This is a genomic window from Actinomadura geliboluensis (assembly GCF_005889745.1).
GTDB lineage: Bacteria > Actinomycetota > Actinomycetes > Streptosporangiales > Streptosporangiaceae > Spirillospora > Spirillospora geliboluensis.
The window spans coordinates 23,342-43,649 of sequence record NZ_VCKZ01000017.1 but is presented as its reverse complement, the minus strand read 5'-3'; the positions used below and the strand labels follow the sequence as shown (position 1 = coordinate 43,649).

The following is a 20,308-nucleotide window of genomic DNA, read 5'->3' as shown; positions in this document are numbered from 1 at the left end:
TCCTTTCGGTGGTCCCGCGGAGGGTCAGAGCTTCTGCATGATCTCCCGCATGAGGACGGCCGTCTCGCTCGGGGTCTTGCCGACCCGGACGCCGACCTTCTCCAGGGCCTCCTTCTTCGCCTGCGCGGTGCCGGCGGAGCCGGACACGATCGCGCCCGCGTGGCCCATGGTCTTGCCCTCGGGGGCGGTGAACCCGGCGACGTAGCCGACGACCGGCTTGGTCACGTGCTGCTCGATGTAGGCGGCGGCGCGCTCCTCGGCGTCGCCCCCGATCTCACCGATCATCACGATGGCGTCGGTGTCCGGGTCGTCCTGGAACGCCTGGAGGGCATCGATGTGGGTGGTCCCGATGACGGGGTCGCCGCCGATGCCGACGCACGTGGTGAAGCCGATGTCGCGCAGCTCGTACATCATCTGGTACGTCAGCGTCCCGGACTTGGACACGAGGCCGATGCGGCCGGGCGTGGTGATGTCGGCCGGGATGATGCCGGCGTTCGACTTGCCGGGGGACGCGATGCCGGGGCAGTTCGGCCCGATGATGCGGGTCTTGTTGCCGTTCTTCTCGGCGTAGGCCCAGAAGTGCGCGGTGTCGTGCACCGGGATGCCCTCGGTGATGACGACGCAGAGCGGGATCTCGGCGTCGATCGCCTCGACGACGGCGTCCTTGGTGAACTTCGGCGGGACGAACACGACCGACACGTCGGCGCCGGTCTGCTCCATGGCCTCCTTGACGGTGCCGAACACCGGGAGGGAGGTGCCGTCGAAGTCGACCGTCTGGCCGGCCTTGCGGGCGTTCACGCCGCCGACGACCTGGGCGCCGGACGCGAGCATCCGGCGGCCGTGCTTGGTGCCCTCGGAGCCGGTGATGCCCTGCACGATGATCTTGCTGTTCTCGGTGAGCCAGATGGCCATGCTCATGCACCTGCCGCTGCGAGTTCGGCGGCGCGCTTGGCCGCTTCGTCCATGGTGTCGACCTGCTGGACGCCGGGCAGCGCCGCGTCGCTGAGGATCTTGCGGCCGAGCTCGGCGTTGTTGCCGTCGAGCCGGACGACGAGGGGCCGGTCGACGGCCTCGCCGCGGTCGGCCAGCAGCTGGTAGGCCGAGACGATGCCGTTGGCGACGGCGTCGCAGGCCGTGATGCCGCCGAAGACGTTGACGAAGACCGACTTGACGGCCGCGTCGGACAGCACGATCTCCAGCCCGTTCGCCATCACCTCGGCGGACGCGCCGCCGCCGATGTCGAGGAAGTTGGCGGGCTTCTGGCCGCCGAACTGCTCGCCGGCGTAGGCGACCACGTCCAGGGTGGACATGACGAGGCCCGCGCCGTTGCCGATGATGCCGACGCTGCCGTCGAGCTTGACGTAGTTGAGGTCCTTGGCCTTGGCCGCGGCCTCCAGCGGGTCGGCGGCGGCCTTGTCCTCGTACTTCTCGTGGTCCTGGCGGAACCCGGCGTTGTCGTCCAGGGTGACCTTGCCGTCGAGGGCCTTCACCTGGCCGTCGGCGGTGAGGATCATCGGGTTCACCTCGACGAGGGAGGCGTCCTCGTCGGTGAACACGGCCCACAGCCGCTCGATCAGCTCGGCGGCGCCGTCGAGGGCCTCCTCGGGCAGCCGGCCCTGCTCGGCGATCGCGCGGGCCTGGGCCCGGTCGACGCCGTCCAGCGGGGAGACGGGGACCATCGCCAGCCGGTCGTGCGGCACCTCCTCGATCTCCACGCCGCCCTCGACGGAGCAGATGGACAGGAAGGTGCGGTTGGCGCGGTCGAGCAGGAAGGAGAAGTAGTACTCCTGCGCGATCGCGCTGCCCTCCTCGACCAGGACCTTGTGGACCGTGTGGCCCTTGATGTCCATGCCGAGGATCCGGCCGGCGAGCGTCTCCGCCTCGTCGGCCGTGTCGGCCAGCTTCACACCGCCGGCCTTGCCGCGGCCGCCGGTCTTCACCTGGGCCTTGACCACGACCTTCTTGCTGCCCGCGGAGAACAGCTCCTCCGCGATGGCGCGCGCTTCCTGGGGAGTATGGGCGACCTTGCCGGTGGGCACCGGTACCCCGTACTCGGCGAAGAGTTCCTTCGCCTGATGTTCGAACAGGTCCACGAGGGCGTCCTTAACGGATCGACAGCCAAAGACCACACGAGTCGGCGATCTACACGGGTTTCCGTGCGGCCGGCACTCTGCGGTCCGCTCCGTCGATGCAGCCTAGTCAACCCGCCTTCATGGTGATGCCGCCGGGTCCATATGTCACCGATAGTTCTCCCCGGCGGCAAGGGCGGCGGGGCCCGAGGTGTCTCATCCTGAGGTGTGGGCACGTAGTGGCTCGTGAGGAGGATGAACCAATTGACGTAGTTTGATGTACTTAATTCGCTGCGCTGGGCTGTGGCGAAGGGGGCGAACGGATGGCGATGGCGGAGGAACGGGACGCGTCCGTCACAGCGTCCGTCACGGCCTCCGTCCAAGTACGGCCCGCACCGGGCACTCCCATCGTGCCGCCCGCACGGCGCGGGCCCGAGCATCGCGGCACCGGACGACGCGGCCGTGGACGACGCGGCACCTCCTCCCGCAGGCGGTCGGGCGCCCGCAAGGTCCGCCGCGCCACCGCCCTGCTGCTCGTCGCCGCGCTCATCGCGACCGGCGGCGCCACGGCGCCCGAACCGGCCGGCTCCGGCTGGGCGAGCCCCGGCCTCGTCGGCGGGGGCGGCTGGCCGTTCACCGGCGTCCCGCTCTCCCCCGAGCAGGCCGAAGGGGCCGCCTACCTGCCGGACAGCTCCGTCGTCCGGCTCGCGGACGGGCGCGTGCGGCTGATCCCGTCCGGCGGCGACAAGCCCATCACGGTGGACGCGTCCGACCCGCGCGTCGGCAGGGCCGTCCGGTCCGACAGCGCCTGGCTCGCGCAGGGCACCGTCCCCACCGGCGGGCAGGGCCAGACCTACCGCGACATGTCGGCGCGCGCGCTGCTCGACCTGCGGCTCCTCACCCGCCCGAACGGGGCGTCGCTCGCGTCCTGGTACAGCAAGTGGCGGTACTCCTGGCCGCGCGACTCCGCGTTCACCGTCGCCGCCTTCACCGTCACCGGGCACCCGTCGGAGGCCCGCCGCGTCCTGCGCTTCCTCGCGCGTGTGCAGAGCGACAACGGCATGTGGGCCGCGCGCTACAACGCCGACGGGACGGCCGTCACCGACGGCCGCGTCCCGCAGCTCGACTCGCTCGGCTGGGTGCTGTGGGCCGCCTGGTTCTACCGGGTGCAGACCGGCGCGCCGGACGAGCTGCCCGACCTGTGGCCGATGGTGCGGCGCGCCGCCGACCACCTGACCCGCTCGCTGGACGCCGAGGGCCTGCCGCCCGCCTCGTCCGACTACTGGGAGCGCGACCCCGGCCGCGAGCAGGACCCGCGCCGCCCCACGCTCGGCGTCGTCGGACCCGTGCTGGCGGGGCTGCGGGCCGCCGCCGACCTCGCGGGGATGCGCGGCGAGCCCGGCAAGTCCTCCGAGTGGCGGGGCGCGGCGCAGCGGGTCGCCGACGCCGTGGCCCGGCAGTTCGCGCCCTACGGCTACCCGCGCTCGCCCGTCCCCGGCGGCCTGATGGACACCTCCGTGACGTTCCTCGCCCCGCCGTTCGCGCCGGAGGACCCCGAGGTCACCGCCGCGATCGGGGACGCCGCGCGCAAGCAGTCGCTGCCGAACGGGGGCGTGCTGCCGGGCGAGCGCTGGTCCGGCACCCCGGACGTCGCCTGGACCCCGGAGACGGCCCTGTTCGGGCTGAACGCCGCCGCGGCGGGCCGCACGGACGAGGCGCTCTCCCGGCTGAGCTGGCTGGCGGCGCACCGCACGTCCCTCGGTGTCCTGCCGGAGAAGGTCGGCCCGACCGGCAAGCCCGCCGGCCCGGCGCCGCTCGGGTGGACGGCGTCCCTCGTGCTGCTCAGCCTGGCGGCGCTGGAGCGCCCGCTGCCCGTCCCCTAGCCGAACCGCTCGCCCAGCCGAACTGCTCGCCTAGCTGAACTGCTCGTAGGCGAGCTTCGCGACGAGCGCGCTGACCACGCAGAGCAGGACGACCCGGACGAACCCCGCGCCGCGTTTGATCGCCATGCGCGCGCCGAGCTGCGCGCCGACCGCGTTGGCCACCGCCATGCCCAGTCCGACCGCCCACAGCACGTGCCCCTGCGCGGCGAAGACGAGCAGCGCCCCGAGGTTGGTGCAGGCGTTGATGATCTTCGAGGTGGCGGACGCGTCCACGAAGTCCATGCCGAGCAGCGCGGTGAACGCCACGACCAGGAACGTCCCCGTGCCGGGCCCGACGAGCCCGTCGTAGAAGGCGATGGCGACGCCCGGGACGAGCACCGCGGCGGCGACCCGGCGGCGGGTCCGCAGCACCAGCCGGGGCGCCCGGCCGAGATCGGGCTTCAGCACCACGATCGCGGCCACCGACAGCAGCACGACCATGATGACCGGCTTGAGGACGTCCGAGGAGATCACCGTCGCGCACAGCGCCCCGCCCGCCGCGCAGCACACCGCGAGCACCCCCGCCGGGACGGCGACGCGCACGTCCGGCTTGGCCTTGCGCGCGTAGGCGACGGCCGCGGACGCCGTGCCCGCGATCGAGCCGAGCTTGTTGGTGGCGAGCGCCGCCGCGACCGGCTGCCCCGGGTTGGCCAGCAGCAGCGCGGGCAGCTGGATCAGCCCGCCCCCGCCCACCACCGCGTCGACCCAGCCGGCCGCGACGGCGGCGGCCAGCAGCATGAGCACCTGCTCGGCGTGCACGGGGACTCCCGGGGGTAAGGAGTGAATCAGAGATCGCTGGTTACCCTATCGGCGTCCCCGGGGGCGTCACGAGGTCCACTCGTCGGCGAGGACGGCCCAGACCTGGACGTCCCGGCGCTCGCCGCCCAGCGTGAACCCCTGCCGCAGCACGCCCTCGCAGGTCATGCCGAGGCGCTTCGCGACCGCCGCGCTGGCCGTGTTGCGCGGATCGCAGAGCCACTCGACCCGGTGCAGCCCCCGCACGCCGAACGCCCAGTCGATCATGTGGCGGACGGACGTCGTGATGAGCCCCCGCCCGCGCGCCCCCGCCGCGAGCCAGACGCCCGCCTCGCAGGTGCCCTGACTCGCGTCGAACGTCCGGAAGACGGTCCCGCCCTGGAGGACGCCGTCGACCCAGATGCCGTAGATGCGCCCCCGGTCGGCGGCCTGCTTCTCCGCGTACGACTGGAGCAGGGCGCGGGCCGTCTCCTCGTCCACGACCGTCCGGGCCCACGGGATGTACTCGTCGATCTCGGCGCGGACCGCCCGCGCGTGCTCGGCGAACTCCGCCGCCCGCCACGGTTCCAGCGGGCGGAGCTCGGCGCCGTCGGCGAGCGTGAGAGCGAACATCGGACCTCCAGGGGGTACGTACCGAACATTTGTTATGTACCCTACGGGAATGCCCGCCCGAGGTGATCACGACGCCCGCCGCCGGGACGTGTCCGAGGCCGTCTGGCGCGTCCTCGCCGAGCACGGCTTCGGCGGCCTGACCCTGCGCGCCGTCGCGGCCGAGATGGGCGCCTCCACCGGCCTGCTCACCCACTACTTCCCGAACAAGCGGGCCCTCGTCGAGCACGCCCTCGACGTCGCCGACGAGCGCACCGCGAACCGCCCGCTCCGCACCGCGCGGCCGGGCCTGCCCGCCCTGCGCGCCGCCCTCCTCGACGTCCTGTCCCTCACCCCCGCCGCGACGGCCATGAACCGCGTGTGGGTCAGCTCCTGGGACGTCTCGCTCGCCGACCGCGACCTCGCCGCCCGCCAGCGGGACCGCTACGGCGGCTGGCGCGACCGCCTGCGCCCGCACGTGGCGGCGGCGGTCGCCCGCGGCGAGCTGCCCGGCTCCCGCGACGTGGACGAGGTCGTCGCGTCCGCCGCCGCCTTCGCGCACGGGCTCGTCGTCCACGCCCTCTTCGACCCCGCGGCCTTCCCGCCCGACCGGCAGATCGCCATGCTCGACGCGTTCCTGGCGTCCCTCGCCCCGGACTCCCCCGCGGAGTGAGAACGCGCGATGCTGGGGCCATGACGATCAGCACGCGGGCCCTCGGCGCCGACTTCCCCACCCCGATCGACGACCGCTACTTCGAGGACTACAAGGAGGGCTCGGTCTACGAGTACGGCCACGTCACGCCGGACGAGGCCGAGATCATCGAGTTCGCCCGCCGGTTCGACCCGCAGCCGATCCACGTCGACCCGGAGTTCGCCGCGACCGGCCCGTTCGCGGGCATCATCGCGAGCGGCTGGCACACCGGCTCGATCATGATGCGGCTGTTCGCCGACCACTTCCTGTCCCGCGTCGCGAGCCTCGCCTCCCCCGGCGTGGACGAGCTGCGCTGGCCGGCGCCCGTCCGCCCCGGCGACCGCCTCCGGCTGCGCGTCGCCGTCCTGGAGGCGCGCCCGTCCCGCTCCAAGCCCGACCGCGGCATCGTCCGCACCCGGGCCGAACTCCTCAACCAGGACGACCAGGTCGTCCTGCACACCCTCCCGATGAACCTCCTGCGCCGCCGCCCCGCCTGACCGGGGCCGGGCGGGTCAGAGCTTCTCGATGGTGGCGAAGCGCAGGACGAGGGTGCGGACCCCGTACTCGCCGCCGAAGTCGATGCTGGCCTTCTCACCGCGGTCGTAGACCGAGACGACGGTGCCGAGCCCGAACGCGTCGTGGGTGACCTTGTCGCCCGGGGCGAGGGACGGGACGGGGCGGTTCCCCGGTGAGCGGGTGCCGGGCCGCGCCGCCATGCGCGACATCGCCGGGCTGGACGTCGACGACGCCTCGCGCTCCCACTCGACGAGGCTCTTCGGGACCTCACCGAGGAACCGGGACGGCGGGTTCACCTGCGGCGCGCCCCACGAGCTGCGCATCGCGGCACGGGAGACGTAGAGGCGCTGCCGGGCGCGGGTGATGCCCACGTAGGCGAGGCGGCGCTCCTCTTCGAGCTCCTTGGGGTTGCTCATGGCGCGCAGGTGCGGGAAGACGCCGTCTTCCATGCCGGTGAGGAACACGACCGGGAATTCGAGGCCCTTCGCGGTGTGCAGGGTCATCAGGGTGACGACGCCGTGCTCGCTCTCCTCGGGCTGCTCGCCCGGCGGGACGGGGCCGCCCTTGGCGCCGCCCGGAATGGAGTCGGCGTCGGCGACCAGCGCGACCTGCTCCAGGAACTCGGGGAGGCGGCCCTCGGCGGACTCGCCGTCGAGGCGCTCCTCGAACTCGCGGGCGACGGCCTCCAGCTCCTGGAGGTTCTCGACGCGGGTCTCGTCCTGCGGGTCCTTGGAGTTCTGGAGCTCCTCCAGGTAGCCGCTGGCCTTGAGCACCTCGGCGATCAGGTCGGCGGGGGTGAGCGACTCGGCGGCGGCGCGCAGCTCGTCCAGCAGGGTGACGAACTCGCGGACGGCGTTGATCGAGCGGGTCGCCATGCCGGGGACGTCCTCGGGCACGCGGAGCGCCTGCCAGAACGAGATGCGCTCGCGGGACGCGTACGCCTCGACGCACGCCTCGGCGCGGTCGCCGATGCCGCGCTTCGGGACGTTCAGGATGCGCCGCAACGAGACGGTGTCCTCGGGGTTGGCGAGGCAGCGCAGGTAGGCGAGGGCGTCGCGGATCTCCTTGCGCTCGTAGAACCGGACGCCGCCGACGACCTTGTAGGGCAGCCCGACGCGGATGAACACCTCTTCGAAGACGCGCGACTGGGCGTTGGTGCGGTAGAACACGGCGACGTCGCCGGGGCGGGCGTCGCCCTCGTCGGTGAGCCGGTCGACCTCGTGGGCGACGAACGCGGCCTCGTCGTGCTCGTTGTCGGCCACATAGCCGGTGATCTTGTGGCCCTCGCCCTGGTCGGACCACAGCTTCTTCGGCTTGCGGTCGGCGTTGCGCTCGATCACCGCGTTGGCCGCGGACAGGATCGTCTGCGTGGAGCGGTAGTTCTGCTCCAGCAGGATCGTCGTGGCGTCCGGGTAGTCGCGCTCGAACTCCAGGATGTTGCGGATCGTCGCGCCGCGGAACGCGTAGATCGACTGGTCGGCGTCGCCGACGACGCACAGCTCCGCCGCGCCGACCCCCTCGACCGGGGCCGTCAGCTCGCGGACGAGCTCGTACTGCGCGTGGTTGGTGTCCTGGTACTCGTCGACGAGGACGTGCCGGAACCGGCGCCGGTAGTGCTCGGCGGCCTCCGGGAACACCTGCAGCAGGTTGACCGTCATCATGATCAGGTCGTCGAAGTCCATGGCGCCGGCCTGCTGGAGCCGCGCCTGGTACATCTCGTACGCCTCGGCGAGCGTCTGCTCCATGTGGGTCGAGGCGCGGTCCTTGAACGTCTCGTAGTCGATCAGCTCGTTCTTCAGGTTGGACACCTGGGCGCTGAACGACTTCGGCGGATACCGCTTCGGATCGAGGTCGAGCTCGCGGCAGACCAGCGCCATCAGCCGGTTCGCGTCGGCCTGGTCGTAGATCGAGAAGCTCGTGGGGAAGCCCAGCCGCTTGGCCTCGCGGCGCAGGATCCGCACGCAGGCGGAGTGGAACGTCATCACCCACATGGCGCGCGAGCGCGGCCCGACGAGGGCGTCGACGCGCTCCTTCATCTCGGCGGCGGCCTTGTTGGTGAAGGTGATCGCGAGGATCTGGCCGGGGTGCACGTCCCGCTCGCCGAGCAGGTGCGCGATGCGGTGGGTGAGCACCCGGGTCTTGCCCGAGCCGGCGCCCGCGACGATCAGCAGGGGGCCGCCGGAGTGCACGACGGCGGCGCGCTGCTGCGGGTTGAGGCCATCGAGCAAGGGGTGAGCTTCGGTCTTCGACATCACGTGCGAGTCTACGGCGCGGCGCGGACGATTTCGGCGTCCTGCTGCAAGGGCCCGACACGCTGCAAGGGCCCGACACGACGTGACCGCGGCCGTGGCGGGCCGCGCACGGGCCCGCCACGGCCGGAGGTCAGGACGTCTTGCGGTGGTCGCGGGCCGACTCGGCGGCCGCGTGGACGGTGGCGAGGTCGGCGCCCGTCGCCGCCATGGACGCGGCGGCGACCGCGCCCTCCACCAGGGGCGCGTCCGCGAGCAGGACGTCGTCGCCGTCGGCGTCCTCGATGAGCATCTTGGCGGTGAGGACGGAGCTGCCGAGGTCGGCGAGCAGCACCACGCCGTCACCGTCGCCGGCGGCGGCGACGGCCTGCTCGACCAGGTCGATGCTGGTGCCGAGGCGGCCCTCGGAGTCGCCGCCGGCGGGCTCGACGACGGCCTTGCCGACGCCCATCGCGCGGGCGACCTCGGCGGCGCCCTCGGCCAGCGTCCGGCTGTGCGAGATGATCACGATGCCGACCATCAGCCCTCCCCCGTCACGTCGGCGAGCGCCCCGAACAGGAGCGCGGTGGACGCGGCGCCCGGGTCCAGGTGCCCGACGCTGCGCGCTCCGAGGTAGCTCGCGCGGCCCTTGCGCGCCTGCATCGGGACGGTGTCGTCCGCGCCCTTGGCGGCGGCCTCGGCGGCGGTGCGCACGCACCCGGCGAGGCCGGAGCCGTCCGCCAGCGCCGCCTCGTAGGCCGCGACGGCCGGGGCGAGCGCGTCGACCATCGTCTTGTCGCCGTCGGCGGCCTTCCCGAGGTCGCGGACGCCGTCCAGCGCGGCCCGCAGCGCGGCGCCGAGCGCGGCGGCGTCCACGTCGGCGGCGTCGCCGAGGGCCTTGCCCGCGCGGCGCAGCGCCGTCCCGTAGAGGGGGCCGGACGCGCCGCCGGTCTTGGACACGATGGCGCGCCCGGCCGCGATCAGCACCTTGCCGGGCGGGACGCCCTCCGGGAGGGCGTCGACGGCGGCGCGGAAGCCCCGGTCGAGGTTGTGGCCGTGGTCGCCGTCGCCGATGGCCGCGTCCAGCCGGGTGAGCCGCTCGGCGTCGGCGGTGACCAGTTCGGCGGCGTGCCGGATCCAGGAGGCGAAGTCGTCGGCGTTCATCGAGCCGGGGTTCATCGAGCCCGTGTTCATCGGCCCCACCGGAGCCCGGGGGTCTCGACGGGCGCGTCCCAGAGGCGGGTCAGGTCGGGCGTCATCCGGCAGACGCTGATCATGCAGCCGGCCATCTCCAGGCTCGTCACGTACGGGCCGACCAGGGTGCGGACGACGGTCGCGCCGTGCCCCTCCAGCCATTCGGCCGCCGCCGCGTACGCGATGTACTGCTCGATCAGCGGGGTGCCGCCCATCCCGTTCACCAGCACCAGCACCTCGGACCCGGACAGCGCCATGTCCGCGTCGATCGCGCTGAGCGACGCGGCCACGATCTCCGCCGCCGTGCCGAGCGCGACACGCTCCCGGCCGGGCTCGCCGTGGATGCCGATGCCGAGCTCCATCTCGCCCTCGCCCAGCTCGAACGTGGGCGTCCCGGCGGCGGGCACCGTGCACGGCGAGATCGCGACGCCGAACGACCGGCTGCGCTCGTTCACCTCCCGCGCCACCGCCGCGACCGCGTCCAGCGCCGCGCCCTCCTCGGCGAGCGCGCCGGCGATCTTCTCGACGAACAGGGTCGCGCCGGTGCCGCGCCGCCCGGCGGTGAACGTGCTGTCCTCGACGGCGACGTCGTCGTTCACGATGACCGAGGTGACCTCGATGTCCTCGTCCTCGGCGAGTTCGGCGGCCAGCTGGAAGTTCATGACGTCACCGGTGTAGTTCTTCACCAGGTGCACCACTCCGGCGCCGCCGTTCACCGCCATCGTCGCCGCGATGATCTGGTCGGGGACGGGCGAGGTGAACACTTCGCCGCAGCAGGCCGCGTCCAGCATGCCGTGGCCGACGAACCCGGCGTGCAGCGGCTCGTGACCGGATCCCCCGCCCGACACCAGGGCGACCTTCCCGGCGCGGGGCGCGTCCGCCCGCACGACGGTGCCGTTCGCCGGGTCGACGTTCAGCGAGGGGTGCGCGGCGGCCAGGCCGCGCAGCGCGTCGGAGACCACGTCCGCCGGGGCGTTGATGAGTTTGCGCATGTCTCTTGCTCTACCCCGGTGCGGCGCCGCGTCCCAGACCCAATCGCGGACGGTCCGCGATCTTCACCGCCCGCGCCCGTATAGGTTTTCGGTCGTGACCAACGGACCCGCGTTCCTCTACGACTGCGACACCGGCATCGACGACGCGATGACGCTGCTCTACCTGGCCTCGCTGGTCCGGGCGGGCGAGGCGGAACTGGCGGCGGTCGGCACGGTGCACGGCAACATCGACCCGCTGACCGGCGCGCTGAACACGCTGCGCGTGCTGGAGGCGGCCGGGATCACCGGGGGCGTCCCGGTCGCGGTCGGCGCGGACCGGCCGATGGCGCAGGACGTCCACTACGCCCTGGACTGGCACGGGACGGACGGCCTCGGCGACACGCACCTGCCCGAACCGGCGGGACGGCCGGTCGCCGAGCCCGCCCCGGCGCAGATCGTCCGGCTGGCGCGCGAGCGGCCCGGCGAGCTGACGCTGCTCGCGACCGGCCCGCTGACGAACCTGGGCGCGGCGCTGCTGCTGGACGGCGAGCTCCCGTCGCTGATCCGCGAGGTCGTCGTCATGGGCGGCGCGTTCGACCACCCGGGCAACATCACGACGCACGCCGAGGCGAACATCTGGCACGACCCGGAGGCCGCCGACCTGGTGTTCGCGGCGGACTGGCCGGTCGTGCTGGTGCCGCTGGACGCCACCCACCCGACCGCCGTCCACGACGACTGGCTCGACCGGCTCGCCGCGCACGACGGCGAGGTCGCCCGCTTCGCCGCCCGGATCCTGAAGTTCTACGAGGTCGCCTACACGCCGACGCTGAAGCGCCGGGGCGCGGTCATCCACGACGCGCTCGCCGCGATGCTGGCCGTGGACCCGGGTCTCGGCGAGTACGCCCACCGGCCCGTCCGGGTGGAGCTGCGGGGCGAGCTGACGCGCGGCACGACCGTGTGGGACGCGCGGTCGCTGCCCGCCGAGGACACCCGCCGCCCGGTCAAGGTCGCCGTCGGCAGCGACGTGGCGGCGTTCCAGGACCGGCTTCTCGCGGCGCTGACCTCGTTCTGACCTCGTTCTGAGCGCGCTCTGGCCGCGTTCCGGCTTCGCGGCGCGCGAATACCTGATCTTCCGGAGGTGCCCGGAACGTTCGCGGACCTTATTGTTGAAACCGTGACCAACGTTCTGGACGACGAGGGGCCGAGCGGAGCGCGTCCGCTGGACGGCGGCGGGCCGGGGCCGGGGCCGGAGGACGGCGGAGTGCGGCGGGTCCTCGCCGTGATGGCGCACCCCGACGACGTCGACTTCGGCGCGGCCGGGACCGTGGCGGGCTGGACCGACCGGGGCATCGAGGTCGTCTACCTCATGGTGACCGACGGCGACGCGGGCGGCTTCGACGACAAGGTCTCCCGCGCGGAGATGGCGACGCTGCGCCGGGAGGAGCAGCGCGCGGCGGCCAAGTGCGTCGGGGTGACCGACGTCCGGTTCCTCGGCTACCCGGACGGGCGCGTCGAGGCGACCCTGGACCTGCGCCGCGACATCGCCCGGGTGATCCGGCAGGTGCGGCCGGACCTGGTGCTGATGCCGAGCCCGGAGCGCAACTACGAGCGGATCTACCCGAGCCACCCCGACCACCGGGCGGCCGGCTCGGCCGCGCTCGACGCCGTCTACCCCGACGCCCGCAACCCGTACGCGTTCCCGGAGCTGCTCGCCGACGAGGGCCTGGAGGCGTGGACGGCGCGGGAGGTGTGGATCAGCGGCGGTCCCGTCGTGAACCACTACGTCGACATCACCGACCGCTTCGAGCGCAAGGTGAACGCGCTGCGCGCGCACGTGAGCCAGACCGGGCACATGGGCGACGGGCTGCCGGAGATGCTGCGCGGCTGGCTGGGCGCCAACGCGGCGGCGGCGGGCCTGCCGGAGGGCCGCCTCGCCGAGTCCTTCCAGGTCGTCGACACCGCCTGAACGCACTCCCAAATTTCGGTCACGCTATAAATCCACCCCCTTACATGCCGTAATTGGTCGCAGATCGGGCATGCACCCCACGTGACAGAACACGGGGGGTTGTCATGCCGCATGAGATCGAGGCCACCGCCAGATCCCGCGCCGAACCGGAAGTGATCTTCAAGCACCTGTGCCTCGCCGAGGCGTGGGGCGAGTGGGGCGGCTTCTGGATCCGCGCGCGGCGCGAGGCCGACGGGACCGAGCACCCGAACGGCATCGGGGCCGTCCGGACCGTCCCGCCCTGGCGCGAGGAGGTCGTGGCCTGGGACCCGCCGCGGCACTACGGCTACATCGCCCGCACCGGCCCGCCCCGGCGCCGCGTCCTGGTCGACGTGACGCTGGAGCCGCACTCCGGCGGGACGCTGATCCGCTGGCGCGGCGAGGTCGAGGGGTTCCCGGGGACCGGCCGCGTCACGCGGGCCGCCCTGCGCCGCCGGTTCGGGTCGTACGCGCGCCGCGTCGCCTGGCACGCCGAGCGCTGCGAGCCCGGCTGCCCGGCACGGCTGCCCGGCGTCCTCTAGCGCTCTTCGGACCATCACCTGTCGCACGAATTCGGGGGGATCGATGCGACGTCATATCATCGTGCTCGCCCTGGCCGCGGGCGCCACCGGGGCGGGACTCACCGCCCACTGGCTCGTCGCCGACGCACCGCAGCGCAAGAGCGGTGCGACCGTCGGCGCCACCGGACCGATCAAGGCCGGGCGGGAGGCGGCCGTGGCGAACGAGGCCCGGACCCGCCCGTTCGACCGGACGGCGCTGACCCAGGCCGTCCGCGCCTACCTCGGCACCCGTCCGGGCAAGGCGGGGATCATGGCCACCGACCTGCGCACGGGCCTGTCCTTCGGGGAGAACGAGAACGGGCGGTTCGTCACCGCGAGCGTCATGAAGGTCGACATCCTGTCCAGCCTCGTCCTGCGGCAGCAGCGCGGGCGGGACGCGCTGACGGCGGGGCAGCGGGACCTCGCCGGGCAGATGATCCGCGAGAGCGACAACTCGGCGGCCGACGCGCTCTACTCCGCGGCCGGCGGCAACGGCGGCGTCAGGAAGGCGAACCGGAGCCTCGGCCTGAGGAACACCACGCCGTTCGCCGGGTCGTGGGGCTCGTCCCTGACGACACCGGCCGACCAGGTGCGCCTGCTGCGGAACCTGGCATCGGACAAGAGCCCCATCAAGGCGGCGAACCGCCAGTACATCCTGGGCCTGATGGGCACGGTGGTGAAGGAGCAGGCGTGGGGCGTCAGCGCGGCGGCCCGTCCGGGCGAGAAGGTGGCGCTGAAGAACGGCTGGACGCCGGTCCGCTTCCAGGGGCACGGATGGGCGGTCAACAGCATCGGCCGCATCACCGGACGCGACCACGACTTCCTGATCGCGGTGTGCAGCGGGGACAGCCCGACGATGGAGAAGGGCGTGGACACGGTCGAGCACATGGCCGAGATGGTCGTGAGCACCATGCGCGACTCGCATCCGTGAGCCGGCGGGGTCGCGGGGCTCCCGGAACGGTCACGGGGTCCCGCGGGCCCGGGCGGCGGGCCGGCCGCCCGGCGGATGCCGGTCACCTCAGGGGCGCACCGGCCGGGTGAGCTTCGTGCCGTCGTTCGCCGCGACGATCACGCAGGTGACGGTGCGGTCGCCCTGCCGCCACGACTCGTCCGTGGGGTAGTAGAAGGAGTTCGCGAGGCGGCTCGCCGCCGGGTCGCGGTTGATGCGCGCGCGGGTGCGGAGCTTGCAGCCGTCCGACGCCTGCTGCTGCAGCTCGGACTCCGGCGGCATGAGGGAGCCCGTCAGCCGGAAGACCGCCGCGACCTCGCCGTCATGCGGCCCGGTGCACGGCACGATCTTCACGCTCTCGACCTCCACCGGCTCGGTGTCGGACGGGTTGGCCGCGGTCGCGGCGTCGTTGATGCAGTCGCCGACCTTCATCTTCTGCGCGTCCACCGTCTGGGTCTTGCTCTGCGACGGCCGCGGCAGCGCGCTGCCGCCGTCGGACGAGGAGTCGCTGGCGGCGGCCACGACGCCGACCACGACCGCGCCGAGGATCCAGAAGGAGGACAGGACGATTCCGGCGATCGCGAACCCGCGGCCGCGCCCGCCGTTCCGGCCGATCTGGCTCAGCGAGATCGCCCCGAGGATGATCCCGAGGACGCCGAGGCAGCCGAGCAGCCCGGTGATGAAGGCCGCGACCGCGAGCCCGTTGGTCGAGTCGTTGCGGTACGGGGAGCCGTACCCGGGCGGGCCTGGCGGGCCGGGCGGCGCCGGCGGCGGCTGGTAAGGGGGCTGCGGACCCGGGTACCCGGATCCGGGGGGAGGATATGTCATGACCAGTGACTGTATCGGGCACCGATACACGTTTGCGGCGTAATGATCGCCGCGTGGGCGGCCGGACCGGGCGCTGGTCAGACCGGGCGGCGATCAGACCAGGCGGCGGGCCGCGGCCCAGCGCGACAGCTCGTGCCGGTTCGACAGCTGCAGCTTCCGCAGCACGCTGCTCACGTGCGTCTCGACCGTCTTCACCGAGATGAACAGCTCCTTGGCGATCTCCTTGTAGGCGTAGCCGCGCGCGATCAGCCGCAGGACGTCCCGCTCCCGCTGGGTGATCTGGTCGAGCTCGGGGTCCACGGCGGGGACGTCGGACGCGGCGAACGCGTCGAGCACGAACCCGGCGAGCCGCGGCGAGAACACGGCGTCGCCCTCCGCGACCCGGCCGATCGCGTCCGTCAGCTCCGGCCCCGAGATCGTCTTGGTGACGTAGCCGCGCGCCCCGCCGCGCACGACCCCGATCACGTCCTCCGCCGCGTCCGACACCGACAGCGCGAGGAACTTGGACGGGACGGCGCCGTGCAGCCGGCGCAGCACCTCGATCCCGCCGCCGCCCGGCAGGTGCACGTCCAGCAGCACCACGTCCGGCCGCGCCTCGCGGATCACCGCCACCGCCTCGTCGACGTCGCCCGCCTCCCCGACGATCTCGACGCCGCCGCCCAGTTCCGCCTTCACGCCGGTCCGGAACATCTGGTGGTCGTCCACCAGCACGACCCGCTTCAACGCGTCACTCATGCCCTGCTCCTTCGAGGGGGGACGACCCCCCACGCCCCCCGGATCGCTCCGCTCACGATTTCTTGATCTCCAGCCGAACCTCGGTGCCCTCGCCGGGAGCGGTGCGGACGGTGGCCTTCCCGCCGTTGCGCTCCATACGTCCGATGATGGACCCTCGGACGCCCATCCGGTCCGCCGGGACCGCGTCGAGGTCGAATCCCTTGCCCCGGTCGCGGACGAAGATGGCGATCTCCTCGCCCGAGACCTCCGCGTACACCGACACCGACGGCGCCTCCGCGTACTTGGCGGCGTTCACCATCGCCTCCCGCGCGGCCTGCAGCGCCGCGCCGAGCCGCTCGTCCAGCGCCGTGTCGCCCACGCAGACGATCTCGATGGGCACGCCGTGGTCGTCCTCGACCTCCCCGGCGGCCTCCCTGATCGCGGCGGCGAACGTCAGGTCGGGGTCGGCGCGCGGCTGGTAGAGCCACGTCCGCAGCGTCCGCTCCTGGGACCGGGCGAGCCGCTGCACCTCCCGCGTGTCGTGCGCGTTCCGCTGGATCAGCGTCAGCGTGTGCAGCACCGAGTCGTGGATGTGCGCGGCCAGTTCGGCGCGCTCCTGGGAGCGGATGCGCTCGTGCCGCTCGGCGTCCAGATCCTGCCAGAGCCGCACCACCCACGGCGTCACGATCACCGCGACCCCGGTCAGGATGATCAGCATGGCGACGATCACCGACCGCGCCTGCGCGGCCTCCACGTTCTGCACGACGACGCCGCCGATGCCGCCGACGACCAGCAGCAGCCCGAGCAGGCTGCGCAGCCACCGCTGGCGGAGCGGCAGCGTCCACCGCTGCCGCTGGTCGCGGTCGGCCTGCTGCCACAGGATCGCGGCGCCGACCCCGCCGACGACGAACGGCCACAGCGCCCACTGGACGACCCCCGCCGCGCCCCACGGCAGCGCCGCGAGCCCCAGCGTGACGGCCGTGTAGGCGAGCAGCTGGCCCCAGTCGCGGCCCCGCCGGCGGCCACCCGGCGCCGCACCCGTCCCGGCGGCCGTCGCACCGTCCCGCGGCGCCTTCTCGGCGACGGGCACCAGGATCCAGAACGCGGCGTACGCGGCGACGCCGAGCCCGCTCGCCACCGTCAGCAGCACGAACGCGGCCCGGACGAGCACCACGTCCACGCCCAGATGCCCGGCGAGGCCGCGGCACACCCCGGCCAGCAGCCTGCCCTCGGCGGCGCGCTCCAGCGGCGGCGACGGCACCGGCGCCGCGTCCGGGCGTCCCGCCGCCTCGGTGCCCGCCTTCTCCGTGCCCGCCGCCTCCCGGCTCACCGCCGCCCTTCCCTCGGAACTCCCACGTCACCGATCGTCACACGCCCCGGGCCCGGACCGCATCAGGGACCTACCCCGGTCCCGGTTCAGGGTCGGGTCAGGGACGTCCCCGATACCCCGCGCGGCGGGCCGCAGGCCACCATATGGGCATGGGCATGGCAGGGATGGACGCCGAGCAGGCGACGCGGGAGCGGACGGGGCCGGGCTATTCGCGGCTGGCGCGGGACGCCGACCGGCGGCTCCTCGCCGGCGTGTGCACGGGGCTCGGCCGCTACACCGGCATCGACCCGGTCGTCTTCCGGGTGGGCTTCGCGATCCTCGTGCTGGCGCACGGGCAGGGGGTCCTCCTCTACATCGCGGCGGCGCTGCTGATGCCCGGGAGCCCCGGCGAGTCGTCGCTCGCGGAGCAGCTGTTCAAGCGGTGGTTCGACGCGCAGGCCGTCCTGTCGATCCTCGGCGCGCTGCTGTGCGTCGGCGTCGCGCTCAGCCTGCTCGGCGGGGCCTACACCGACACGATCGCCGTGATGGTGGTGTTCGGGCTGGTGCTGGTGGTGGCGCACTCGCGGGGCGCGGACCTGGTGGCCGCCGCGCGGTCGGTCCCCGAGCGGCTCGCCGGGCACCCGCCGGAGCCGTCCGCCGCGTGGGAGCGGCCGGCGGCGGGCGGCGTGTCGCTCGACAAGGACGTCCCCGAGGGGCCGCGGGCGGGCGGCGGGCTGCCCGCCGGAATGATCGACCTCGCCGAGTACTCCGCCACGCGCGCCGGCGCGCACACCGAGGACGTCCCCGCGGCGAAGGCCGGCCGGGAGGCGTGCGGGAAGCGCGACCGGTCGCCGGCGACGGCGATCACGCTGCTGGCCGCGATGGCCGCGGGCGCGGCCCTGATCCCCGTCGCGAACGGGTACCCGGCGCCCGACTCGTGGCTGATCGTCATGGCGCCCGCGCTCGCGGTCGTCGGGCTCGGCCTCGTCGTCGGCGGCTGGTTCCGGACGCGGGGCCTCGCCACGGCGGGCACCCTGCTGACCCTGAGCATGCTGACCACGACCGTGGCGGGGGACATGCCGCGCAACGCCGAGTACGGGGCCGTCGACTGGCGTCCCACCGACATGTCGCAGACGAACCAGGTCTACAAGGTCGGCGTCGGCCAGGGCGACCTCGACCTCACGGCGCTGCCGATCGCCCCCGGCCAGCGCGTCACCATCGACGCGGAGGTGCTCCTCGGCGGGCTGGCGGTCACGCTGCCGCCCGGCGCCCGGGTCACCGTGGACGCGCGGATCGCGCTCGGCGACCTGCGCGTCCAGAACCGGACGACGAGCGGGCCCAACGCCAAGGTCACGCAGGTGCTCGAACCGGAGACGCCGGGCGGCAACCCGCCGCTGATCGAGCTGCGCATACGCGGGAAGGTCGGAGACGTGGACGTGAACCGTGGCTGAGCGGCGAGAGAGCGCGGGGAGCGCGGTGAAGCGGTACCGGTTCGACCCGGCGGGGCCGGTGACAGGGGTGTTCTTCCTCGCCCTGGCGGGGCTGTTCCTCGCCGAGGGGCTGTCGGACGAGCGGATCCTGTCCGGGACCGTGCTGGCCCCGGTGGTGCTGATCGGCCTCGGCCTCGTCGGGACCGTCCGGGTGCTGACCCGCGGGCGCCGCCGGCACCTGCGCTGATCCCGCCGCCGCCCGTGCTCGTCCCGCCGTCGCGGCCCGCGCTGATCCCGTCGCCGGGGAACGGGAAGTAGGGTGATCCCCGACGGCAGATGAGGGAGCGGATCTCCGGGAGCGGGTTTCCATGACGGGGCAGGCCGGGGCGCCCGACGCGGGCTGCGCGGACGTGCTGCCCGGATCCCGGTCCGCGCTGGACCCGGGCCGCGCCATCAAGCCCGGACGGCACGGCCTCTCCCCCGAGACCGTCGCCGGCATCCAGCGGGGGCGGCTGATCGACGCGTTCGTCCAGGTCGTCTCCGAGCGCGGGTTCGCGCACACCACGATCAGCCGGGTCACCGAGGCCGCCGGCGTCACCAAGAAGACGTTCTACGCGCACTTCACCGATCTGGACGAGTGCTTCCTCGCCGCCTACCGGCGCGGCATGGACATCCTGCTCGGCCGCATGACGCAGGCGTACGAGGCGGCGCCGAGCACCCCGGACGGGATCCACGCGGCGCTGCGCACGCTGCTCGCCGCGCTGGCCCGCGAGCCCCGGTTCGCGCGGGCGTCGCTGGTGGAGGCGCACGCGGCGGGCCCGCAGGTCCGGCAGGCGCGGCTGGACGACCTCGCCCGGTTCCGCGCGTTCTTCACCGGCCCGTCGCTGCCGCCCGTCCCGGTCGCCGTGGTCGACGCGATCGTGGGCGGCGTCTACAGCGCGATCCACGTCCAGATGGAGACGGGCGACGCGGCGGAGCTGCCGTCGCTGCTGCCCTCGCTGACCTACTTCGCGCTGCTGCCGCTCGTCGGCCGGGAGGCGGCGTCCCGCTACCTCACCGACGAGCCGCGCTAAGGCCGGGCGTCCGGCTCGGCGGCGTGCAGGCCGACGGCGGGCGTGCCGACGGCGTGCAGGCTGACGGCGAAGGCCGGGCCGGGGTTGGTGAGCGCCTGCGGGCCGCCGTGCACGCGGACCCGGTTGGCGCGCAGCGGCCGCTCGGTGACGCCGCGCTCGGTGATCGCGACGACGGCCAGCTCCCCCGCGACGAGCGTGCTGACGCCGCCGTGCACGGTGCCGCCGTGGCCGGGCGGCCAGGTCGTCAGCCAGACGCCGTCGCCGAGCGGGACGTCCCGCGGGCCGGCCGCGTCGAACCGGACGAGCCGCCACCACGCGTCGGGGCGTCCGGCCAGGTCGCGGACACGGGCGGCGAGCTGCCCGGCGGTCGGCGGGCGGACGGCGACGGCGCGGCCGTGCGGATCGTCCTGGCCGCGCATGGCGATGTCGGGAACCACGGAGAGGTCCATGGGAAGACGGGTCCTTCGTGTGTACGGATGTCGGGCCGGTGCGAACGGTTCAGCGACAACACGAAGGACACAGCGCG

Annotated in this window: 22 protein-coding genes; 10 read left to right on the top strand and 12 right to left on the bottom strand. The window is 73.7% G+C overall.

Annotation, left to right across the window (positions count from 1 at the left end):
• Nucleotides 1–24: 24 nt before the first annotated feature.
• Together sucD and sucC are read right to left on the bottom strand one after the other, a co-directional pair.
• Nucleotides 25–912, bottom strand: coding sequence for a succinate--CoA ligase subunit alpha (sucD, locus tag ETD96_RS04695; protein WP_138634588.1), 888 nt, complete (start codon nt 910–912; stop codon nt 25–27).
• Nucleotides 913–914: 2 nt separating this feature from the next.
• Nucleotides 915–2,093: an ADP-forming succinate--CoA ligase subunit beta gene (sucC, locus tag ETD96_RS04690; RefSeq protein WP_138634585.1), complete on the bottom strand. Its 1,179-nt coding sequence runs from the start codon at nt 2,091–2,093 to the stop codon at nt 915–917.
• A gap of 299 nt (nt 2,094–2,392) precedes the next feature.
• Here sucC and ETD96_RS04685 point away from each other — a divergent pair, with 299 nt between their 5' ends.
• A complete protein-coding gene (locus tag ETD96_RS04685; RefSeq protein WP_240807230.1) occupies nt 2,393–3,952 on the top strand; it encodes a glycoside hydrolase family 15 protein in 1,560 nt (519 codons plus the stop codon).
• A gap of 30 nt (nt 3,953–3,982) precedes the next feature.
• Here ETD96_RS04685 and ETD96_RS04680 read toward each other — a convergent pair whose 3' ends face one another.
• A complete protein-coding gene (locus tag ETD96_RS04680; protein ID WP_205719107.1) occupies nt 3,983–4,729 on the bottom strand; it encodes a TSUP family transporter in 747 nt (248 codons plus the stop codon).
• Nucleotides 4,730–4,816: 87 nt separating this feature from the next.
• Nucleotides 4,817–5,359: a GNAT family N-acetyltransferase gene (locus tag ETD96_RS04675; RefSeq protein WP_138634579.1), complete on the bottom strand. Its 543-nt coding sequence runs from the start codon at nt 5,357–5,359 to the stop codon at nt 4,817–4,819.
• Between the two features lie 49 nt (nt 5,360–5,408).
• Here ETD96_RS04675 and ETD96_RS04670 point away from each other — a divergent pair, with 49 nt between their 5' ends.
• On the top strand, nt 5,409–6,008 hold the full coding sequence (locus ETD96_RS04670) for a TetR/AcrR family transcriptional regulator (protein ID WP_138634576.1): 600 nt from the start codon (nt 5,409–5,411) through the stop codon (nt 6,006–6,008).
• A 20-nt stretch (nt 6,009–6,028) separates the two neighbouring features.
• Nucleotides 6,029–6,523, top strand: coding sequence for a MaoC family dehydratase (locus ETD96_RS04665; RefSeq protein WP_138634573.1), 495 nt, complete (start codon nt 6,029–6,031; stop codon nt 6,521–6,523).
• 15 nt (nt 6,524–6,538) lie between these two features.
• On the opposite strand, the gene pcrA is transcribed toward ETD96_RS04665, so the two are convergent.
• From pcrA to dhaK, 4 genes are all read right to left on the bottom strand, one after another.
• Nucleotides 6,539–8,794, bottom strand: coding sequence for a DNA helicase PcrA (pcrA, locus tag ETD96_RS04660; protein WP_171068858.1), 2,256 nt, complete (start codon nt 8,792–8,794; stop codon nt 6,539–6,541).
• Between the two features lie 130 nt (nt 8,795–8,924).
• On the bottom strand, nt 8,925–9,311 hold the full coding sequence (gene dhaM / locus ETD96_RS04655; RefSeq protein WP_138634570.1) for a dihydroxyacetone kinase phosphoryl donor subunit DhaM: 387 nt from the start codon (nt 9,309–9,311) through the stop codon (nt 8,925–8,927).
• Nucleotides 9,311–9,964 carry a dihydroxyacetone kinase subunit DhaL gene (dhaL, locus tag ETD96_RS04650; RefSeq protein WP_240807228.1) on the bottom strand — a complete coding sequence of 218 codons (654 nt, stop codon included), beginning with the start codon at nt 9,962–9,964 and terminating at the stop codon, nt 9,311–9,313. The genes dhaM and dhaL overlap by 1 nt, the downstream gene beginning before the upstream one ends.
• The gene (dhaK, locus tag ETD96_RS04645) at nt 9,961–10,956 is read right to left on the bottom strand and encodes a dihydroxyacetone kinase subunit DhaK (protein WP_138634567.1); all 996 of its coding nucleotides are present in this window, start codon (nt 10,954–10,956) and stop codon (nt 9,961–9,963) included. The genes dhaL and dhaK overlap by 4 nt, the downstream gene beginning before the upstream one ends.
• A 94-nt stretch (nt 10,957–11,050) precedes the next feature.
• Here dhaK and ETD96_RS04640 point away from each other — a divergent pair, with 94 nt between their 5' ends.
• The 4 genes from ETD96_RS04640 to ETD96_RS04625 all read left to right on the top strand — a co-directional run bounded on the left by ETD96_RS04640 (nt 11,051) and on the right by ETD96_RS04625 (nt 14,410).
• Nucleotides 11,051–12,007 (top strand): nucleoside hydrolase, encoded by a 957-nt coding sequence (locus ETD96_RS04640; protein WP_240807226.1) that lies wholly within the window; start codon nt 11,051–11,053, stop codon nt 12,005–12,007.
• A gap of 210 nt (nt 12,008–12,217) precedes the next feature.
• Entirely contained in the window at nt 12,218–12,901 is a 684-nt protein-coding gene (locus ETD96_RS04635) for a PIG-L deacetylase family protein (protein WP_138634594.1), read from the top strand.
• 104 nt (nt 12,902–13,005) lie between these two features.
• Nucleotides 13,006–13,461: an SRPBCC family protein gene (locus tag ETD96_RS04630; protein ID WP_138634561.1), complete on the top strand. Its 456-nt coding sequence runs from the start codon at nt 13,006–13,008 to the stop codon at nt 13,459–13,461.
• A 43-nt stretch (nt 13,462–13,504) separates the two neighbouring features.
• Complete coding sequence (locus tag ETD96_RS04625; RefSeq protein WP_138634558.1) at nt 13,505–14,410, top strand: serine hydrolase; 906 nt, start codon at nt 13,505–13,507, stop codon at nt 14,408–14,410.
• Between the two features lie 87 nt (nt 14,411–14,497).
• Here the strand turns inward: ETD96_RS04625 and ETD96_RS04620 are convergent, their stop codons facing one another.
• The 3 genes from ETD96_RS04620 to ETD96_RS04610 all read right to left on the bottom strand — a co-directional run bounded on the left by ETD96_RS04620 (nt 14,498) and on the right by ETD96_RS04610 (nt 17,216).
• Complete coding sequence (locus tag ETD96_RS04620; RefSeq protein WP_138634555.1) at nt 14,498–15,256, bottom strand: DUF4190 domain-containing protein; 759 nt, start codon at nt 15,254–15,256, stop codon at nt 14,498–14,500.
• A 93-nt stretch (nt 15,257–15,349) separates the two neighbouring features.
• The gene (locus ETD96_RS04615) at nt 15,350–15,991 is read right to left on the bottom strand and encodes a LuxR C-terminal-related transcriptional regulator (RefSeq protein WP_138634552.1); all 642 of its coding nucleotides are present in this window, start codon (nt 15,989–15,991) and stop codon (nt 15,350–15,352) included.
• Nucleotides 15,992–16,043: 52 nt separating this feature from the next.
• A complete protein-coding gene (locus ETD96_RS04610) occupies nt 16,044–17,216 on the bottom strand; it encodes an ATP-binding protein (RefSeq protein ID WP_138634591.1) in 1,173 nt (390 codons plus the stop codon).
• Nucleotides 17,217–17,449: 233 nt separating this feature from the next.
• Between ETD96_RS04610 and ETD96_RS04605 the strand changes: the two genes are divergently transcribed.
• From ETD96_RS04605 to ETD96_RS04595, 3 genes are all read left to right on the top strand, one after another.
• Nucleotides 17,450–18,730 (top strand): PspC domain-containing protein, encoded by a 1,281-nt coding sequence (locus tag ETD96_RS04605; protein WP_171068857.1) that lies wholly within the window; start codon nt 17,450–17,452, stop codon nt 18,728–18,730.
• A complete protein-coding gene (locus tag ETD96_RS04600) occupies nt 18,723–18,956 on the top strand; it encodes a hypothetical protein (protein WP_138634546.1) in 234 nt (77 codons plus the stop codon). The genes ETD96_RS04605 and ETD96_RS04600 overlap by 8 nt, the downstream gene beginning before the upstream one ends.
• Nucleotides 18,957–19,077: 121 nt before the next feature.
• Nucleotides 19,078–19,782, top strand: a complete 705-nt coding sequence (locus ETD96_RS04595) for a TetR/AcrR family transcriptional regulator (protein WP_138634543.1) — start codon at nt 19,078–19,080, stop codon at nt 19,780–19,782.
• Here the strand turns inward: ETD96_RS04595 and ETD96_RS04590 are convergent.
• On the bottom strand, nt 19,779–20,231 hold the full coding sequence (locus ETD96_RS04590) for a cysteine dioxygenase (RefSeq protein ID WP_138634540.1): 453 nt from the start codon (nt 20,229–20,231) through the stop codon (nt 19,779–19,781). The two genes, ETD96_RS04595 and ETD96_RS04590, sit on opposite strands and share 4 nt — an antisense overlap.
• Between the last annotated feature and the right edge of the window lie 77 nt (nt 20,232–20,308).

What these genes read in the sequence shown, in the direction of transcription:
- dhaL (WP_240807228.1), bottom strand. Translation starts at nt 9,964, where the DNA reads ATGAACACGGGCTCGATGAACCCCGGCTCGATGAACGCCGACGACTTC.
- pcrA (WP_171068858.1), bottom strand. Translation starts at nt 8,794, where the DNA reads ATGTCGAAGACCGAAGCTCACCCCTTGCTCGATGGCCTCAACCCGCAG.
- sucD (WP_138634588.1), bottom strand. Translation starts at nt 912, where the DNA reads ATGGCCATCTGGCTCACCGAGAACAGCAAGATCATCGTGCAGGGCATC.
- ETD96_RS04680 (WP_205719107.1), bottom strand. Translation starts at nt 4,729, where the DNA reads ATGCTGCTGGCCGCCGCCGTCGCGGCCGGCTGGGTCGACGCGGTGGTG.
- ETD96_RS04590 (WP_138634540.1), bottom strand. Translation starts at nt 20,231, where the DNA reads ATGGACCTCTCCGTGGTTCCCGACATCGCCATGCGCGGCCAGGACGAT.
- ETD96_RS04630 (WP_138634561.1), top strand. Translation starts at nt 13,006, where the DNA reads ATGCCGCATGAGATCGAGGCCACCGCCAGATCCCGCGCCGAACCGGAA.
- dhaK (WP_138634567.1), bottom strand. Translation starts at nt 10,956, where the DNA reads ATGCGCAAACTCATCAACGCCCCGGCGGACGTGGTCTCCGACGCGCTG.
- ETD96_RS04635 (WP_138634594.1), top strand. Translation starts at nt 12,218, where the DNA reads ATGGCGCACCCCGACGACGTCGACTTCGGCGCGGCCGGGACCGTGGCG.
- ETD96_RS04620 (WP_138634555.1), bottom strand. Translation starts at nt 15,256, where the DNA reads ATGACATATCCTCCCCCCGGATCCGGGTACCCGGGTCCGCAGCCCCCT.
- ETD96_RS04665 (WP_138634573.1), top strand. Translation starts at nt 6,029, where the DNA reads ATGACGATCAGCACGCGGGCCCTCGGCGCCGACTTCCCCACCCCGATC.
- ETD96_RS04675 (WP_138634579.1), bottom strand. Translation starts at nt 5,359, where the DNA reads ATGTTCGCTCTCACGCTCGCCGACGGCGCCGAGCTCCGCCCGCTGGAA.
- dhaM (WP_138634570.1), bottom strand. Translation starts at nt 9,311, where the DNA reads ATGGTCGGCATCGTGATCATCTCGCACAGCCGGACGCTGGCCGAGGGC.
- ETD96_RS04625 (WP_138634558.1), top strand. Translation starts at nt 13,505, where the DNA reads ATGCGACGTCATATCATCGTGCTCGCCCTGGCCGCGGGCGCCACCGGG.
- ETD96_RS04615 (WP_138634552.1), bottom strand. Translation starts at nt 15,991, where the DNA reads ATGAGTGACGCGTTGAAGCGGGTCGTGCTGGTGGACGACCACCAGATG.
- ETD96_RS04685 (WP_240807230.1), top strand. Translation starts at nt 2,393, where the DNA reads ATGGCGATGGCGGAGGAACGGGACGCGTCCGTCACAGCGTCCGTCACG.
- ETD96_RS04670 (WP_138634576.1), top strand. Translation starts at nt 5,409, where the DNA reads ATGCCCGCCCGAGGTGATCACGACGCCCGCCGCCGGGACGTGTCCGAG.
- ETD96_RS04605 (WP_171068857.1), top strand. Translation starts at nt 17,450, where the DNA reads ATGGGCATGGCAGGGATGGACGCCGAGCAGGCGACGCGGGAGCGGACG.
- ETD96_RS04595 (WP_138634543.1), top strand. Translation starts at nt 19,078, where the DNA reads ATGACGGGGCAGGCCGGGGCGCCCGACGCGGGCTGCGCGGACGTGCTG.